Here is a 13,355-nt window from a genome sequence, read left to right on the forward strand (position 1 = left end):
TTTCAGTATAATGCCTATGATCGGGATCACGCATGAACCCGAAACAACGGAAAACCGTTGCCACACCGGCCCATGAAAGAAATCTACCGAATCATGTCAACGCCCGTAACCGCGCAACGCGCACTCAGAATCGCACTGCTCGCAACGCTATCATTCGTCATGCTTGCGCTTAGCGCTTGCCAAAGCTCACGGCCGATCTCCGAGCGCATGGAGAGCAAATATAGCTTAAAAAAGAGAAAAAATTCTATCTCCTGCCTCCGCTCCGTGGGGCGTGAACGGTGTGCACTGCCGGTCAAGGTTTCCGAACGCTCATACGAAACAATGCTCAAATCGATCGAGCAGTTGAAGGGCATCAAATTCCATTATGGTGGAACCACTCGCAAGGGATTCGACTGCTCGGGCTTCGTGCAATACCTCTATGCCAAGGCATTTAACCTCGCGCTTCCACGAGTTTCCTACAATATGGCACTGGTCGGTTCGATGGTGCCGCGCGAGCAGCTTGAGCGAGGTGACCTGCTCTTTTTCGCGTTCGAAGGCGACGTCAGCCATGTCGGCGTCTACCTTGGTGACGGGCGCTTCGCCCACGCCTCATCGGTCGCAAAAAAAGTCACCATAAGCTCTTTGAAGGAAAGAAGCTACGCCAAACACTTCGCCTTTGGTGCAAGGATTATCAAGGTGCAGGAGTAACGATGCACGATGGCTTTGCAGAGGTGCATCCCGCTCTCCGGAAGGGACACGCGAAAACAGCCGGAAAGCCGCTTCCCCTGTACGACCTGTTACCACTTTTGCTATCTTTGATCACAACACTCATTCACAGCAACACCATCACCGATGCAGCCGCCCAAAACCCATAACCATATCGAGCTGGCGTTCGAAATCGACAGCGACCTTTACGAACTCTACATCGCCGTGCTCTCGCAGGAGGGCATCGAATATTTCCTCGAAGAGGACAAAAAGCTGCTCGCCTACCTGCCCGAAAGCGAGTGGAACGCTGAAAAGGAAGAGTCCATCAAAACGCTCTTGCGGGAGACCTTCGGCTCCGCGCCGCACTTCACGGCCTCGTTCATGGCCGACCGAAACTGGAACGCCGAGTGGGAGGCGCACTTGCAGCCGGTGGAAATTTCCAACCGCTTCCTCATCATCCAGCACCAGAAGGAGTACGACGTCAAACCGGACCAGATCGTCATCGCGATCAACCCGAAGATGTCCTTCGGCACCGGCTACCACGCCACCACGCGCCTGATGCTGCGCCAGATGGAGGAGCTTGACCTGGCCGACAAAAAGATCATGGACATCGGCACCGGCACCGGCGTGCTGGCCATCGCAGCCCGCAAGCTCGGCAACCGCAACCCGATCCTCGCGTTCGACAACAACGCTTGGGCGGCGGAGAACGCCGTCGAGAACGTCGCGGAAAATGACGTGGCCGACATCCAGGTAGAGTTGCTCGACGCCGAAGAGGAGATGGTAGCCAACCTCAAGGAGGGCTACGACCTGATTCTGGCCAACATCAACAAAAATGTGCTTGACCGAATCCTGCCGGTCATCCGCCGCCACGCACCAAACGCTCAGGTACTGCTCTCCGGCGTGCTGGTTTACGACGAGCCGTGGCTCAAAAAGCTGCTCAAGCGCATCGACTACACGAACGTCAAGACGATCTACGAAGACGAGTGGCTGTCAGCATTGATCGAACCAAAAAACTGATATTCACCTATTCGTCCTATAAGTCCTATCTGACCTATAAGACCTATTCTTAACACCATGCCCAACGCAACCGAACGCATCGCCTGCATCGACGTCGGCACCAACACCGCGCTTCTTCTGATCGCCGACCTCGAACCCGCCACCGGCAAGATCGTGACCGTCGATCACCGCCAGACCATCGTGCGACTTGGCCAGAAGGTCGATGAGCAGCGGCTGATCCATTCGGAGGCGCTCGACCGGCTGACCGCCTGCATGACGGAGTACCGGAAGCTGTGCGACGAGCTTGGCGTGCAGCGCATCCTCGCCGTCGGCACCAGCGCTTTGCGCGACGCAGCAAACCGTGACGACATCATCGCGGCGGTGAAAAATGCGACCGGCATCGAAATCAGCTGCATCAGCGGAGAAAAGGAGGCGGCCCTCACCTTCTTCGGCGCGGTGGCCGGGCTGCCGGAGGTACCGGAGCCTTTCACGGTGATCGATATCGGCGGTGGCAGCACCGAAATCATCATGGGCACGACAAGCACGGTCGAAGAGGCGATCAGCATGAACATCGGTTCGGTGAGGATGACCGAACGCTTCTGCACCGCGCAACCCCCGTCGCCGGAGGAGTTCGAGGCGGCGCGGCAGGAGATCGACAACCATCTCGCCGCCACGCTGCCGCCCTTTTTCGCGGGCCGCCAGCAGGTGTTCGGTGTTGCGGGCACATTGACCACTATAGCGCAGGTGTGCTTGGGAGACAAGCAGTTCGACCCGATGCGGGTGCAGGGCTTCAGACTGGAGTATGATGCGGTGCACGAGCTGCTCGAACGGCTCCGCGCAATGACGCTCGACGAAATCGTGGCGTTCGGCATTCCGGAGGGACGCGCCGACGTCTTCACAATGGGCGTGCTGATCCTGCACCAGTTCATGCTGATGCTCGGTGTCGGCAGCCTGACAGTCAGCATCCAGGGACTGCGCTACGGCGTGGCGCAGCAAGAGCTTCAGAAGCTGCGCGACCGGAGCTGAAGCTCACGGCTTGCGGCACGAAAGCAAGATGAGGCCGCCCAACGCATCCTTCGTGAAAAAGAGATAGCGCTCGCTGCTCTCGCCGATTTTGTAGCACTTGCGCAGCTCCTCGACAGAGAGCGGAAAATCGCGCCGCTGGATGGCGGCCTTCTTAATCCCCAGCTCGGCAAGCTCCTTCCGGAAACTCTTCGGTCTGAACGGGTGGCACTCCTCGATCCGGAAACACCTGCCGGGAAAACGCTCGACCAACCGTTCAGACGTGAGATAATCGACCGTGCGATTGAGAAATTCGAGCTCCATTTGACGGGCAAGCTCGCCGGTGAGCCGCGCCTTGATGATCGCCGCATCCGGCTCGTAGAGCCACGCGCCGGGGGCTTCCGCAACCACGCGATCAGGCGGCTCGTCCCCGGATGACGCGATCTCGAACGTCTCGCTTCCGAGGCACACCGCACGAATTTCCGGTTTGCGGCCCGTCTCATGCTCGCGATCCAGCAATAGCAACACCTCCTTGCACTCGCCATCAACAGAGACGATGATAACTTCCGATAGAACCGGAAGCGCACGCTCAAGCCCGCTGAACTCCAGCGCGGGCGAGGCCTTGATGCAAACCCGCCGCGCCTTGCGCAGCATCAGGTCGTGCAGCCGCACCACGTCGGGACTCGACGCCACGAGGCCCGCCGAACGTCCGCCATGCTCCCGCCGCGCCGGATCGACCAGCAGCCAGTCGAACGAATCGTCGGCGTACCCTGCAAGCAGCTCGCGCTGTCGCCGATGCGCGTCTCGACATTGGTGACGCCCATCACGCGCCGGTTCGCCTCCGCCAGCCGCGCCAGCGCCTCGTTCCGCTCGCACGACACGACGTGCTCGAAGCGCCGGGCGAGAAACAGCGTGTCGATGCCGAGGCCGCCCGTCAGGTCAATCGCCCGCCGCCCCTGCATGAGTGACGCCTTCCACTCCGCCGCCCGCTCGCCCGAAGCCTGTTCGAGCGCGAGTTTGGTGTAGAGCAATGGAAACCGCGACAACGACGGCAGCTTCACGGCGGCCTTCTTGCGGCACGCGATCTGCTCGGCCATCGCCCGCACGGGCAAATCGCTTCGCCCATGAAAGCGCATCGCAAAATCCGCTGGGTCATCGCCCGCGTGAGCATCGATCAGCGCAAGCACTTGCGGGTCGAGCAGGCTGTGGAGTTCGTCGAGAGTCATGGGGGGAAAATCAGGGGCGGCAAGGGCGATACTTTAAAGCTCATGCGAGATCTTTTTCAAGATCAAATTCCACAAACGTCCGACCAGACCAACCGAGAATAGCAAGCCATCGAAATTGTGTTATCTGGTGAAGAGTCGGGTAAATACGGCTACGTAGATTATCGTTATAATCTTCTTCTTGCATACATAAAACCCCAATCGTCAAAATAAACCAGTACAGCTGTTTCCTGCGGATATGGCTTGACTAGTTTACGTTGTATAGCATCCTCAATAAATTGACAGGCTTTTTTGTAAAGGCAAGAAGGAGAAGTGGCAATAGATTCTACATCCACATGAATTTTTGTCGCTTTCGTGCCGGATTTATTCACTGGTCCATAAGCGCTTACATGACCATCTCTTTTCAGAGCTAGCGGCCTGTAATGATCATTTTCGCCTTCGCAGGCCTGCGTAACTTCGATAAACGAAAAAGGTGACTTGTGTTGTCGGTTGTCTAATATCTCAGCATCATAGTTCTGATTACCGAAAATATGGGTTACTGATACCTCGCTGGAACCCTGATAGTGCCGAAATGCAAACTTAGTCCAGCGGCAACGCCTCGTCAATGAATTGTTTTGCAAGCCCTTTTCGAAATTGAAGAGCATACCTTTCGTTGTCGTCTCGGCATAACTCTTCATGTCGCCGTTTGTTCCCTGGCAGTCAACATCCTCCTGCATTGTGCCGCTCCACAAGCACCCGGCGGAGCACTTTGCCAACCGGCGACTTCGGCAGGGAATCGCAAAACTCGATGTGCTTCGGCACTTTGTAAGCCGCCAGCTCCTTACGACACCAGGCTTTCAGCTCGCTATAATCCAGAGAGCTCCCCTCGCACAGCACCACCCATGCCTTGACAGCTTCGCCCTGATAATCGTCCGGCACACCGGCCACACCGGTTTCGAGCACGTCGGGATGACTGGCAATGACCTCCTCGACTTCACGCGGCCAGACCTGAAAACCTCCAGGCTTGATGACATCCTTTTTGCGATCGACAATATAGAGGTAGCCATCGTCGTCGAGATAACCCAGATCGCCTGAAAAAACCCAGCCATCGCGCAAAACGGCTTCGGTCTCTTCCGGCTCACGCCAGTAAGCGGTCATGCGCTGGGGTGAACGGATGACAATCTCGCCGACCTCGCCGACAGCAACCGGCTCCGCGCCTGTTTCGGCATCGACGATGCGCACCTCCACATCCGGAGCCGGCAGGCCAACCGAGCCGTATTTCTTGCGGCCAAGCAGCGGAGAACAGACCGGCGAAACCATCGTTTCGGTCAAGCCGTACGCGTCGATGATCGTGGCGCCGGTCAACGCCTCGAAACGGCTCTGGGTTTCGAGATGCAGCGGTGCGGCCGCCGAGATGATCAGCTTGAGTGAACTGAGGGCTTGCGGGTCACTCTGGAGCAGCGGATGGGCAGCCAGAGCATTGAAAAGCGTCGGCACACCCGGCAACACCCCCACCTTGAGCTGCTTGATCGTTGTAATGAGGAGCTCGAAATTCCGAGGATCGGGAATAAGCACCAAAGGGGAGCGCCTGATAAAACCGCTGCTCATGATGGCAACTTGCGGGTAAACATGATACAGCGGGAGATTGAGCATGAATGGAACCCGCTGATCGCCAAAAACGGGTCTGAACCAGGCGTTCACCTGCATACCGGTGATGACCGGCGCTTCATGCCGTCCGATGGCGCATTTCGGCTTGCCGGTCGTGCCGCCGGAAAAAAGAAAAAGCGCCGGGTCTTTCGGCGACAGCTCGATTCCGGGCGGCACAGCATCACGATAAGCTTCGATCATAGCCTGCATCTCAAGGTCACCGGGCAGCGGAAGGATGGACTCACCTCCGTTCTTGGCGACAAAGGCCTCTCGCGCCGCTTCGGGCAGATAGTCCTGCAAGCCCGTGACGATCAACCGCTTCAACGAAGTTTTCAGCCGGAGATGATTGACCTTTTCATAGAACGGGGCAAACACGACAGCGACTTCGGCTTCGCAGTTATCGAGCGTTCGTTCGAGTTCGGGCTCCGTGAAGAGCGGGTTAAGCATTACCGCAATGCCGCCACATTTCCAGATGCCGAATTCGGCGATAATCATCTGGGGCGAGTTGGGCAGAAGCACCGCCACCCGATCACCCTTACGCACGCCACAGCCAAACAGGGCAGCGGCAAAGGCATCGCTCTCCTGTTCAAGGCGCCGGTAGGAAATGGTGTTGCCCAGAAAGAGCAGCGCGGGGTCTTCTGGAAACTCCAATGCGCTCTGACGAAGCAGGTCAGGCAGCGTTACTTGAGGGTAAGGCGCGAGGGAATGTGGGACACCCTCGTCGTAATGGCTGAGCCAGGGAGCTTCAGTCATAATAAATCAGCTGTGGGTTATCGCAGGATTGGATTCGTTACGGCTGGACAAAATGACCCGATAATATATACGGTCAATTTTCCCTCAAATATAGAGAGATTTTATCCATATTCCTCGACAAGAACCTCACAAACCGCTGAAGTGAGACGAACCAGCTCGGCCTCGCTGATGATAAACGGCGGCATGAGATAGACCAACCTGCCAAAGGGCCTGACCCAAACGCCATACTCGACGAAGCGCTTCTGGATGCTCGCCATATCGACCGGGTGGTAGAGTTCGACCACGCCGATTGCACCGAGCACCCGGACATCACGCACGGCACTGAGCTTCACGCATGGGGCGAGCCCTTCGGCGAGCTGGCGCTCGATGCGCTGGACGGTGGCCCGCCAGTCGCCGGAGAGCAGCAGGCGGAGACTCGCCACGGCGACCGCGCAGGCGAGCGGGTTGGCCATGAAGGTGGGACCGTGCATGAAGAGTCCGGGATCGCCGCCGGAGATGGTGTCAGCGACGTGGCCGGTGGCGATCGTGGCGGCGAGGGTCATGTAGCCACCGGTAAGCGCCTTGCCAAGGCAGACGATATCGGGGGTAACGCCCGCGCGCTCCATCGCGAAGAGCTTGCCCGTGCGCCCGAAGCCGGTAGCGATTTCGTCGAAGATGAGCAGCACGCCGTGCTCCGTGCACAGCTCGCGCAGCCGTTGCAGATAGACCGGCGAGTAGAAGCGCATTCCGCCCGCGCCCTGCACGATGGGTTCGATAATCACCGCCGCGATGGTGTCCGCATGATCTTCGAGCGCCTGCCGCATCTCTTCAATCGCCTCTTCGCGCCACGGCTCGCCGAAACCGCACGACGGCGACTCGACGAAGAGCTGCTCCGGTACCGCGCCGCTGAAAAGGCTGTGCATTCCCGTCACCGGATCGCAGACCGACATCGCCATGAAGGTATCGCCATGGTATCCGGAGCGCACCGTCAGCAACCGCTTTTTGTCCGGCTTGCCAGCCGCCCGCCAGTATTGCAGCGCCATCTTGATCGCTACTTCGACCGACACCGAGCCGGAGTCGCAGAAAAAGACACTGTCGAGCGGATCGGGCAACAGGCTGATCAGAATTTTGCCCAGCTCGATGGCCGGTTCGTGCGTCAGGCCACCGAACATCACGTGGCTCATGCGCTCGAGCTGCTCCGTTGCAGCGCGGTTCAGCACTGGATGGTTGTAGCCATGAATCGCCGCCCACCACGACGACATGCCGTCGATCAGTTGACGCCCATCTTCAAGTTCGATCATCACGCCGCTGGCGCTTTTGACCGGATAGACCGGCAAGGGATCGGCCATCGAGGTGTAAGGGTGCCAGAGGTGGTGGCGGTCGAAATCCATATCCATGATTACTACTTCGGCAATTAAAACGCTTGATAATTGCCCAGGACTTTAGTCCGGGGTGTATGCATAACAAAAAATATATCAGGGCTTTAGCCCAATTTCTTTCTCCGCCGTCATTTGCGAGGCATTGTATCCAAAGCACTAATCGTTCTGCGGATTGATGATGCGGACGAGCGCCTCTGGATCGGACAAGCGACCCTCCGCGTCGAGATCGACGAGCGGAGCGTTGCCGAAGCCGTAGCGTTTCAAGGCGGCGGCAATTACCTTGCGCGTGTCGCTGGCGATGAGTTCGTCGGCCTCGAAGAAGCGGTTGTACACCACACCTCGCACCTCGATGCCTCGCGACGCACACGCTTCGAGCGAGAGCAGCGTGTGGTTGATGCTGCCGAGCCGCGAGGAGCTGACCAGAACGAGGCCGTATCCTGCGTCGCGCACATAATCGGCGAAGAGCAGCTCCGGCGTGAGCGGCACGAGCAGCCCGCCGACCCCTTCGAGCAACACGAGGTCGTAGCGCAACTGCAACCGGAAGGTGCGACGCCGAATTTCCATGAAATCGATCTCGCTTCCTTCAAGCGCGGCTGCCAGGTGCGGCGAGGCCGGAAAGCGGAAGACGTAAGGACAGGTGCTGCCATCGAGGTCGACCTCCTGCAGGTCGCTCCCCATGATGCGACGATGCTCGACAATGTCCTCCGAAATGCCCTCACACCCGGTCTGCACGATCTTTTGGGTGATCACTTGCAGACCCTTTTCAGCGAAGTAGCGCGCCAGCTGGCCGGTAGCAGCAGTTTTGCCGATTCCGGTGTCAATGCCGCCCACAGCAATGACCACACCTCTCATGACTCCCGCCTCCGGAAGCAGCACCAGACCGGATGCCAGGTAAGCACGACGCCACGTCCGGTGGAGTACGACGCTCGGTAGCGTTGCAGGAACTCGCGGTGTTGCGTGCGCGTCCAGGTGCGCCGGGCAACGCCGTTCACGCCGGTTTCGCGGATGTGGCGCAGGACGGCTTCGGGCGATTCGAACTCTTGCCGGCGCAGTTCGTCGTGGATTTCGACCACCTCGAACGCCTCGCCCGCCAGAGCCGCGAGTTCGTCAAGACTCCGGTAGCCAAGGGCCGTCTCGCCGAGCGCGGCGATTTCGCGCATGTTCTCCGTGCCGAAGGTGCTGAACGCCACGATGCCACCCGGCCTGACCGATGAAGCGAGCCGTTCGAACAGGCGTGCCGGGTCGTGAAGCCACTGCACGGTGGCGTTCGAGACGAGCAGATCGAGATTGCCGGGCAGCGGATCGAGCTGCTCGATGTCGCCCGGCAGAAACTCCGTCCGTCCGATTTGACAACCCGAAACAGCTTGTTCGACAAAGCTGCGGCTTTCGGCAACCAGATCATTGGCGAAAAATTCGTCCGCCGAGCAGCGTTCGAAGAGCCGAGAGGTGAGCATCCCCGCCCCGGCCCCGAACTCCAACACCCGGCCGATGTGATCCGGCAGGCCTCTGGCACGTTCAACCATATCAAGCAAACACCCGGCCATGTACGCCTGCACCTCCGCATTCCGCTCGTAGGAGGGCAACGCTCGCCGGAAACGGCGACCAACGAGCTGCTTGTCAACCCGTCCACTCATGCCAACAGCTCCGTCAAAACTTCGGGGTAATGAAAGGGGAAGTGAGGCATCGCCGGATAGTCGACGACCTGCACCCCGGCCTCCCGCCATGCACGAAGCTGGTTTTCAGCACGAAAAATCTGATCGCGGCCGCCAACAATCGCCTTCGAATAATTCCATGTGGGAACGGAGTGCCGCTGCCCGGAGGAGAGCGAATCGGCAATCGCCTGCAACTCGCCCTTCTGCTCGGCTGAGCTACGTTCCGAGCGGACGTTCTCGACGACATCTTGCGGAACGCCGGTCATCATCCGGCGCTCGAAGCGCTGGCGGTTGGCATCGTTCCACCCTTCGAGCGTCCCCATGAACACTTCCGGCGAAATGCCCCTCTCCGCATCGCGCGGCCACGGCGTGCCGTTCAGCGCCACGGCGCGATCAACCTTTTCGAGACCTGCACGAGCCGCCGCCCAGACCCCCATCGACCAGGCCAGCAGCTCGACCGAATCCACTCCGGCCACCGCCTCGCCAAGCCAGTCGGGAAGCGTGAGGTCGCGATAGTCGTACACCACGGCGATGTCCCGCCCGTCGAATGCGGCCGAGGCCGAAACAACCCAGTCGGCCACGCGCCGATCCATGCCCCAGCCGTTAAAGAAAAGCAGCAACTTCCGGCTCCCCCGACGGATAATCCACTCCGCCTTCATGATCGCAACGATTGCATGGTTGAAGCCAGTGCATCAATCTGCTCGACAGCGAGGTCGGCGCGCAGGGAGAGGCGCAGGCGGGCGCTGTTTTCAGGCACCGTCGGCGGACGCACCGGCAGCGCGTGGTAGCCCGCCTCGCGCAAAGCCGCGGCCATCGCCACTGCCGCGCGGTCTTCGCCGAGCACCACCGGCACGATGTGGCTCTCACCGGGCGTCTCGAACCCGGCATCGCCGAGCGTCTCGCGCAGGCGCGCGGCCAAGCCGAGCAGGTGCTCACGCTCACGACGCATCTCAAGCTGACGGGTGAAGGTCGCGAGACTCCACGAAAGCATCATCGGCGGCAGGGCGGTGGTGAAGATGAGCGTGCGCATCGTGTTGACGAGATACTCGCGGAACAGCCCGCTCATGACAGCATACGCGCCGGTCGAGGCAAGCGCCTTGCCGAAAGTGCCGATGAGAATATCAATATTCTCAAGCACTCCGAGCGCTTCGCAGAGACCAAGCCCGCGCTGGCCATAGACGCCGACGCCATGTGCTTCATCGACAATCAACATCGCGCCGTAGCGCTTTTTGAGATCAACCAGGCGCCGCAGGTCAGCAAGGTCGCCATCCATGCTGAAAACCGACTCGGTGACGATGAACACCTGGCGGTACTTTCCGGCAGCGGAAGCGAGCAGCTCTTCGAGATGATCGTAGTCGGCGTGGCGGTAGCGGCGATACTCGGCTTCGGCAATGCGGAGGCCGTCGATGATGCTTGCGTGGTTGAGGCGGTCGGAGAGGATCAGGTCGTGCCGGGTGCTCAGCGAGGGCAGGATCCCGGTGTTGGCATGGTAGCCGCTGTTGAACACCAGCGCGGCTTCACTGCCGTAGGCTTTGGCTATGGCTGACTCAAGCTCGCCGCCGACCGGGAAATTGCCCGTCAGCAACCGCGACGAGGAGCTGGTCATGGCGAACCGCCCATCTGCACCGCCGCATTCAACCTGCGCCATCCACGAAGCGAGAAGTTTAGGCTCCGAACCGAGACCGAGATAGTCGTTGGAGGAGAGGTTCAGCAGCTCGCGCCCGCCAACCGTGATGTACGGCCCGCGCCTTGCTCCGGTTTCGGGCAGGGTGCGGTACCGTTGCTTCGCCCGAAGCCTTTCCTGCTCCCGTGCGATGTGCTCTTCGATGGGCATCGTCGGTCGGGGGCTCTGCATCTCCATCCCGCTCATGAGAAGCGCGCGATCTGCCCGGCAAGCTGCCGGTCGGCCTCCATGTCTCGGCCACGGGTTGTCAGGTAACCTCCAGTCAGGAAACCATTCGCCCCGGCCAGCATCAGCAATCCCTGAAAATCCTTCATGACCGTCTCGCGTCCGGCGGCGAACTTGATGATTTTCGAAGGATGGGCGAGGCGGCAGATGGCGAAGGTTTTGGCGATTTCAGGCACGGAGACCGGCGCGGCTCCTTCCAGCGGCGTGCCATCGATCGGCACCAGCACGTTCAGCGGAATGACCGTCACATCGAGCTTCTGCAGCGCGAAGATCATGCCGATACGCTCCTGCATGGTTTCGCCGGTGCCGATAATACCGCCGCAGCAAACCGCGATGCCATGCGCACGGAGTCGCCGGATGGTGTCGATCCGCTCGTCAACCGAGTGCGTGTCAGCGATCAGCTCGCCGTAGCGACCCGGATCGACCTGGATGTTGATGTTGTAGTGCGCAATGCCGTGGCGAGCCAGTTCGGCGGCAGGCTCGTCACCAAGCATACCGAGCGAGGCGCACACCTTGAGGTCAGGCAATTCGCGATGCAAGAGGTCGATCATCCCCAGAATCCGCTCGAATTCGGGCGTTACCTTCCGGTAGCCGTACCCGCTGGTGACGATACCGAAATGGCCGACGCCCTGTTCATGCAACGCACGAGCCTGATCGAGCACTTTCGCTTCATCGACCAGTCCGTACACATCGACCTCGGCGCTGTTGTGCTTCGACTGCGCGCAGAAACGGCAGTTCTCGCCGCAGACGCCCGACTTGGCGTTCATGATCGAACAGGCGTGCACACCGCCGCCCTCCCCCGGTGCGTACAGGTTTTTGACCTTGTTGGCCAGCGACACCAGATCGAGCACCTCGCTTTCGGGAAGCCGCCCCAGCGCCGAGGCGAGTTCAAGCGAAACGGGCTCGCCGGTTTCGAGTACGCGGTAGGCTCGCTCTATATCTGGATGCAATCGGGAACTCATGTCGCTCCGGTTTTTTATTGATGATTGACTGGGCGCAGATGGGCCTCGCCGGAGGCTACCGGAACCACCGTGCCATCCTCCTGGCGCAAGAGCAGGTGCCCCTGCGGCGACAGCCCGGCCTCGGTACCGGTCAGCACGCGGTTGAACTGCTCGATCTGCAATGCTCGACCTTTCAGCCATGCGTGCTCTTCCAGCGCAGGCAGCAGAGAGCCGAGATCCTCTTCGTCGAGCCACTCGCGGTAGAGGCGCTCGAAGCGGTTGAGGATGGCAGCCAGCAGTCGGGCGCGCGATACCTGCCGTCCGGTTTCAATGGCCAGCGAAGTGGCGATGCCCTGCAACTCATCCGGTACGGGATCGAGATTGACGTTCAGGCCGAAACCGACCACCACAAAGTGCGTGAAATCAGGTTCGGACTCCATTTCGCAGAGGATGCCGCACACTTTGCGCCCGGCGACAATGAGGTCGTTCGGCCACTTGATGAATGCTTGCAGCTCCGGGCACTCCTGCGTCACCGCGCCATGAATCGCCGCGGCGGCCACCAGCGGAATCTCCGGTACGCGAACCGACGGCAGAGGCGGACGCAGCACAATCGAGCAGTAGAGGTTCACCCCCGGCGGCGAAACCCACGCGCGGCGCATCCGCCCCCGGCCACCGGTCTGACTGTCGGCCACCACCACCGTACCCTCCGCCGCCCCTTCGCGGGCAAGAGCCAGCGCCTTGACGTTGGTCGAATCGACCTGCTCCAAGCCGATAAAGGTGCGCCCGAACGACACGGTATCGAGCAGCGGCGAAACTTCTCCCGCCACCGGCGCACCGGTCAGCCGTTCCAGCCGGTAACCCCGGCCACTGACCGCTTCAATTGCGTATCCGGCATTTCGAAGCGCGCCGATGTGCTTCCACACGGCGCTGCGGCTCATCCGGAGTTCGGCGCAGAGCGCCTCGCCGGAAACAAACCCGCCCTCGTCGATCAGCCGCTGAAGGATGTTTGACGCCACCGGATTCACGACATCACCTCCCGGGCTGCGCGAAGCAATAGACCACGATGGCTCTTGAACGGGAGCTTCATGCTTCAAAAAGTCGGTGATTCAGGCAAAACGCCAGCAAGCAGACGGCACAATTGTCAACCGGAATGTAGTTAGCGGTTGACAACTTTACAAACGCAGCAACAGCCCGCCAATCGGTAACGATTG

The 13,355-nt window shown here is 60.0% G+C and carries 14 protein-coding genes; 3 read left to right on the forward strand and 11 right to left on the reverse strand.

Features of this window, described 5'->3' with window-relative positions; all coding sequences use genetic code 11:
• Window positions 1-93: 93 nt before the first annotated feature.
• The 3 genes from CPAR_RS10155 to CPAR_RS10165 all read left to right on the forward strand — a co-directional run bounded on the left by CPAR_RS10155 (window position 94) and on the right by CPAR_RS10165 (window position 2,706).
• The gene (locus CPAR_RS10155; RefSeq protein WP_198002623.1) at window positions 94-687 is read left to right on the forward strand and encodes a C40 family peptidase; all 594 of its coding nucleotides are present in this window, start codon (window positions 94-96) and stop codon (window positions 685-687) included.
• A 144-nt stretch (window positions 688-831) separates the two neighbouring features.
• The gene (prmA, locus tag CPAR_RS10160) at window positions 832-1,701 is read left to right on the forward strand and encodes a 50S ribosomal protein L11 methyltransferase (RefSeq protein WP_012503227.1); all 870 of its coding nucleotides are present in this window, start codon (window positions 832-834) and stop codon (window positions 1,699-1,701) included.
• Between the two features lie 57 nt (window positions 1,702-1,758).
• Window positions 1,759-2,706: a Ppx/GppA phosphatase family protein gene (locus CPAR_RS10165; protein WP_012503228.1), complete on the forward strand. Its 948-nt coding sequence runs from the start codon at window positions 1,759-1,761 to the stop codon at window positions 2,704-2,706.
• A 3-nt stretch (window positions 2,707-2,709) separates the two neighbouring features.
• On the opposite strand, the gene CPAR_RS11385 is transcribed toward CPAR_RS10165, so the two are convergent.
• The 11 genes from CPAR_RS11385 to CPAR_RS10215 form a co-directional block, all read right to left on the reverse strand.
• Complete coding sequence (locus CPAR_RS11385; protein WP_332130398.1) at window positions 2,710-3,336, reverse strand: THUMP-like domain-containing protein; 627 nt, start codon at window positions 3,334-3,336, stop codon at window positions 2,710-2,712.
• Window positions 3,336-3,908: a class I SAM-dependent methyltransferase gene (locus CPAR_RS11320; protein WP_232203906.1), complete on the reverse strand. Its 573-nt coding sequence runs from the start codon at window positions 3,906-3,908 to the stop codon at window positions 3,336-3,338. The genes CPAR_RS11385 and CPAR_RS11320 overlap by 1 nt, the downstream gene beginning before the upstream one ends.
• Before the next feature lie 164 nt (window positions 3,909-4,072).
• Window positions 4,073-4,582: a hypothetical protein gene (locus tag CPAR_RS10175; protein ID WP_156773429.1), complete on the reverse strand. Its 510-nt coding sequence runs from the start codon at window positions 4,580-4,582 to the stop codon at window positions 4,073-4,075.
• Between the two features lie 22 nt (window positions 4,583-4,604).
• Window positions 4,605-6,284: an AMP-binding protein gene (locus CPAR_RS10180; protein WP_012503230.1), complete on the reverse strand. Its 1,680-nt coding sequence runs from the start codon at window positions 6,282-6,284 to the stop codon at window positions 4,605-4,607.
• Between the two features lie 101 nt (window positions 6,285-6,385).
• Window positions 6,386-7,660, reverse strand: coding sequence for an adenosylmethionine--8-amino-7-oxononanoate transaminase (gene bioA / locus CPAR_RS10185; protein WP_012503231.1), 1,275 nt, complete (start codon window positions 7,658-7,660; stop codon window positions 6,386-6,388).
• 138 nt (window positions 7,661-7,798) lie between these two features.
• The gene (gene bioD / locus CPAR_RS10190; RefSeq protein WP_012503232.1) at window positions 7,799-8,494 is read right to left on the reverse strand and encodes a dethiobiotin synthase; all 696 of its coding nucleotides are present in this window, start codon (window positions 8,492-8,494) and stop codon (window positions 7,799-7,801) included.
• Window positions 8,491-9,276 (reverse strand): malonyl-ACP O-methyltransferase BioC, encoded by a 786-nt coding sequence (bioC, locus tag CPAR_RS10195; protein WP_012503233.1) that lies wholly within the window; start codon window positions 9,274-9,276, stop codon window positions 8,491-8,493. Before bioC ends, bioD begins: the two co-directional genes overlap by 4 nt.
• Window positions 9,273-9,953, reverse strand: a complete 681-nt coding sequence (locus CPAR_RS10200) for a pimeloyl-ACP methyl esterase BioG family protein (protein ID WP_012503234.1) — start codon at window positions 9,951-9,953, stop codon at window positions 9,273-9,275. Before CPAR_RS10200 ends, bioC begins: the two co-directional genes overlap by 4 nt.
• A complete protein-coding gene (locus CPAR_RS10205) occupies window positions 9,950-11,164 on the reverse strand; it encodes an aminotransferase class I/II-fold pyridoxal phosphate-dependent enzyme (RefSeq protein ID WP_012503235.1) in 1,215 nt (404 codons plus the stop codon). The genes CPAR_RS10200 and CPAR_RS10205 overlap by 4 nt, the downstream gene beginning before the upstream one ends.
• Window positions 11,161-12,165: a biotin synthase BioB gene (gene bioB / locus CPAR_RS10210; protein ID WP_012503236.1), complete on the reverse strand. Its 1,005-nt coding sequence runs from the start codon at window positions 12,163-12,165 to the stop codon at window positions 11,161-11,163. The genes CPAR_RS10205 and bioB overlap by 4 nt, the downstream gene beginning before the upstream one ends.
• A 14-nt stretch (window positions 12,166-12,179) precedes the next feature.
• Window positions 12,180-13,169 (reverse strand): biotin--[acetyl-CoA-carboxylase] ligase, encoded by a 990-nt coding sequence (locus tag CPAR_RS10215; protein WP_012503237.1) that lies wholly within the window; start codon window positions 13,167-13,169, stop codon window positions 12,180-12,182.
• Window positions 13,170-13,355 lie beyond the last annotated feature (186 nt).

It is taken from the genome of Chlorobaculum parvum NCIB 8327 (assembly GCF_000020505.1).
GTDB lineage: Bacteria > Bacteroidota > Chlorobiia > Chlorobiales > Chlorobiaceae > Chlorobaculum > Chlorobaculum parvum_A.

Bases quoted from the DNA above. Each gene is read 5' to 3' on its own strand.
- bioD (WP_012503232.1), bottom strand. From the start codon at position 8,494: ATGAGAGGTGTGGTCATTGCTGTGGGCGGCATTGACACCGGAATCGGC.
- bioC (WP_012503233.1), bottom strand. From the start codon at position 9,276: ATGAGTGGACGGGTTGACAAGCAGCTCGTTGGTCGCCGTTTCCGGCGA.
- CPAR_RS10155 (WP_198002623.1), top strand. From the start codon at position 94: ATGTCAACGCCCGTAACCGCGCAACGCGCACTCAGAATCGCACTGCTC.
- CPAR_RS10165 (WP_012503228.1), top strand. From the start codon at position 1,759: ATGCCCAACGCAACCGAACGCATCGCCTGCATCGACGTCGGCACCAAC.
- CPAR_RS11385 (WP_332130398.1), bottom strand. From the start codon at position 3,336: ATGCTGCGCAAGGCGCGGCGGGTTTGCATCAAGGCCTCGCCCGCGCTG.
- CPAR_RS11320 (WP_232203906.1), bottom strand. From the start codon at position 3,908: ATGACTCTCGACGAACTCCACAGCCTGCTCGACCCGCAAGTGCTTGCG.
- CPAR_RS10180 (WP_012503230.1), bottom strand. From the start codon at position 6,284: ATGACTGAAGCTCCCTGGCTCAGCCATTACGACGAGGGTGTCCCACAT.
- CPAR_RS10205 (WP_012503235.1), bottom strand. From the start codon at position 11,164: ATGAGCGGGATGGAGATGCAGAGCCCCCGACCGACGATGCCCATCGAA.
- CPAR_RS10200 (WP_012503234.1), bottom strand. From the start codon at position 9,953: ATGAAGGCGGAGTGGATTATCCGTCGGGGGAGCCGGAAGTTGCTGCTT.
- bioA (WP_012503231.1), bottom strand. From the start codon at position 7,660: ATGGATATGGATTTCGACCGCCACCACCTCTGGCACCCTTACACCTCG.
- CPAR_RS10175 (WP_156773429.1), bottom strand. From the start codon at position 4,582: ATGAAGAGTTATGCCGAGACGACAACGAAAGGTATGCTCTTCAATTTC.
- bioB (WP_012503236.1), bottom strand. From the start codon at position 12,165: ATGAGTTCCCGATTGCATCCAGATATAGAGCGAGCCTACCGCGTACTC.
- prmA (WP_012503227.1), top strand. From the start codon at position 832: ATGCAGCCGCCCAAAACCCATAACCATATCGAGCTGGCGTTCGAAATC.